Annotated in this window: 3 protein-coding genes; 1 reads left to right on the top strand and 2 read right to left on the bottom strand. The window is 71.6% G+C overall.

The genetic code is table 11. The features are described from left to right. Positions 1-692 precede the first annotated feature (692 nt). A complete protein-coding gene (locus tag ABD54_RS26435) occupies positions 693-1,175 on the top strand; it encodes an ATP-binding protein (protein WP_047872271.1) in 483 nt (160 codons plus the stop codon). Positions 1,176-1,307: 132 nt separating this feature from the next. Here ABD54_RS26435 and ABD54_RS28695 read toward each other — a convergent pair whose 3' ends face one another. Both ABD54_RS28695 and ABD54_RS27640 read right to left on the bottom strand, forming a co-directional pair. Beyond that, positions 1,308-1,478, bottom strand: a complete 171-nt coding sequence (locus tag ABD54_RS28695; RefSeq protein ID WP_200904198.1) for a hypothetical protein — start codon at positions 1,476-1,478, stop codon at positions 1,308-1,310. A 201-nt stretch (positions 1,479-1,679) separates the two neighbouring features. After that, a partial coding sequence (locus ABD54_RS27640) for a sigma factor-like helix-turn-helix DNA-binding protein (protein WP_268778213.1) occupies positions 1,680-1,814 on the bottom strand: 135 nt, incomplete at its 5' end.

The following is a 1,814-nucleotide window of genomic DNA, read 5'->3' as shown; positions in this document are numbered from 1 at the left end:
GGAGGGAGGGCATGTCCACCCCCTGGCCGGTCGAACACAAGCGCGCAGGACCATGGGGGCACAGAGTTTTGCAGAGCTTGACCTAATCGTTATCCATGCTCACAGGCCCCACCAGTTCCGAAAGACGGCCCGTATCCGCGCCCGGCCGCCCCCGCGATCCGACCGAACAGCCCCTTTTTCCAGCTCAGCCGGGGTTATTCTGGTCAAGCCAGGTCAGCTGGGTTTCCGGGGAGGCACGGAGCGTATGCTAAGCGCGAATACGCCCTTCAGTGTCGTAGGGCACATACGCCACCCGACATGACCCACCACCCCGGCCCGCTCCCAGGACCCACCACCGCCTCGGAGGAAGTCTCGCGGCTTGCCTCCCCCCTCCTGTCGCCGCCCTTGCGCGTGACGCGTGGCGCACCGACGCACCCCTCCCTGTCCCAGGGGCCCGGGCCGGTGCGGCCACCCCGCGCCGTGACCCGTTACACGGGCACGGACGCCTTCGAGGGCCCGGCACTTCCGTCGCCATGCCCGCCGCGAACACACGTCCTCGGGGAGTGAACCCAATGTGTGACACCGCAGCACCCCACAGTTCCCCCGTCGTGCTCCACACACACGACCCCACCTGCGGGGCCGCCTCCTCGCAGCCGGACGCACTACAGGTCCCGGTGTCTTCGTCCCGTCCCTTTCAACGTCCGGCGAGTTCCATGGAAGAGCGCACCCCGTACAGCACAGAGACCGCCTCCAGACCGGCGCGGCGGCGCTTCCCCGGCCTGCCGAGCCAGATCGCCTACGCGAGGAGGTTCGTCGCCCGGCAGCTGGTCGCCTCGCCGGAGCTGACCACGGCGACGCTGCTCACCAGCGAGCTGGCCACCAACGCCATCACGCACAGCGCCTCGGGCGGGGCCACCGGCAAGTTCGAGGTCTGTGTCCACCTGGCGCCCGGGTGGGCTCGGGTGGAGGTGCGGGACCTGGGCAACGTGACTGAGGCGCCCGAGCCCCAGCACCGGGGCCCCTACGACACCACCGAGCACGGCCGGGGCCTGGATCTGGTCGAGGCGCTCTCCAGCAAGTGGGGCGCCGAGCCCCGCGGTGACGGGAGGGGCCGCAAGGTCTGGTTCGAGCTCGTGTGGGACCGCGGGTGCGACGCCTCGGCGGAGGACGCCGACGAGGCCGTCCTCTCCGACTGACCCGGTACGCGGAGCGCCACCCGCCCCGTGGGCGGGCCCACTCCCCCGGACACGGAGCGAAGCGGAGCGGAGCCCCCGAGCACGGACCGCTCGGGGCCGCGCCGGTACGCCGCCGCGTCCGGGAGAGCGCGCCTACTCCTCGGCCCCGGCCCTCGGGGGCGCCACCGCACCGCCGTCCTGACCGGGGGCGGGCAGTCGGTAGCGCTCGTAGAGTTCGCGCGCGTAGTCCTTGGCTTCCTGCGACGGTTCCTCGCCCAGCTCGTCGCGGACCAGGTCGTCGAGGCTCTTGTTCGTTTCGTCCATGGGACGCAGCCTGCCTGGAGTGCGCGGATAGCACAAATCGCCGCTCCGGTGACGCAGCGACAGGCCTGATAACACACTCCTCGCGAAGTTGTGCACGTGGTCCGCCCCCGTCCACGCGGCGGGCACCGCCCCCGGACCCGCGGCCCGGGGGCCTTCCCCGCTTGTCCGGAGGAGGGCCCCCGCGGTCCCCTCCGGTAGGTCTCAGGAGCGGCCGGGCGCGTGCCCGCCGACCTCCTCGCGCAACTGTTCGAGCACCCCCGACAGCAGCCGCGACACGTGCATCTGCGAGTAGCCCAACCGGTCCGCGATCTGGGACTGGGTGTGGTCCCCGAAGAA

This window comes from Nocardiopsis sp. RV163 (genome assembly GCF_001029525.1).
Taxonomy (GTDB): Bacteria; Actinomycetota; Actinomycetes; order Streptosporangiales; family Streptosporangiaceae; genus Nocardiopsis; species Nocardiopsis dassonvillei.
Note: the sequence above shows the minus strand (reverse complement) of the source record. Positions and strands in the feature narration are given on the sequence as shown.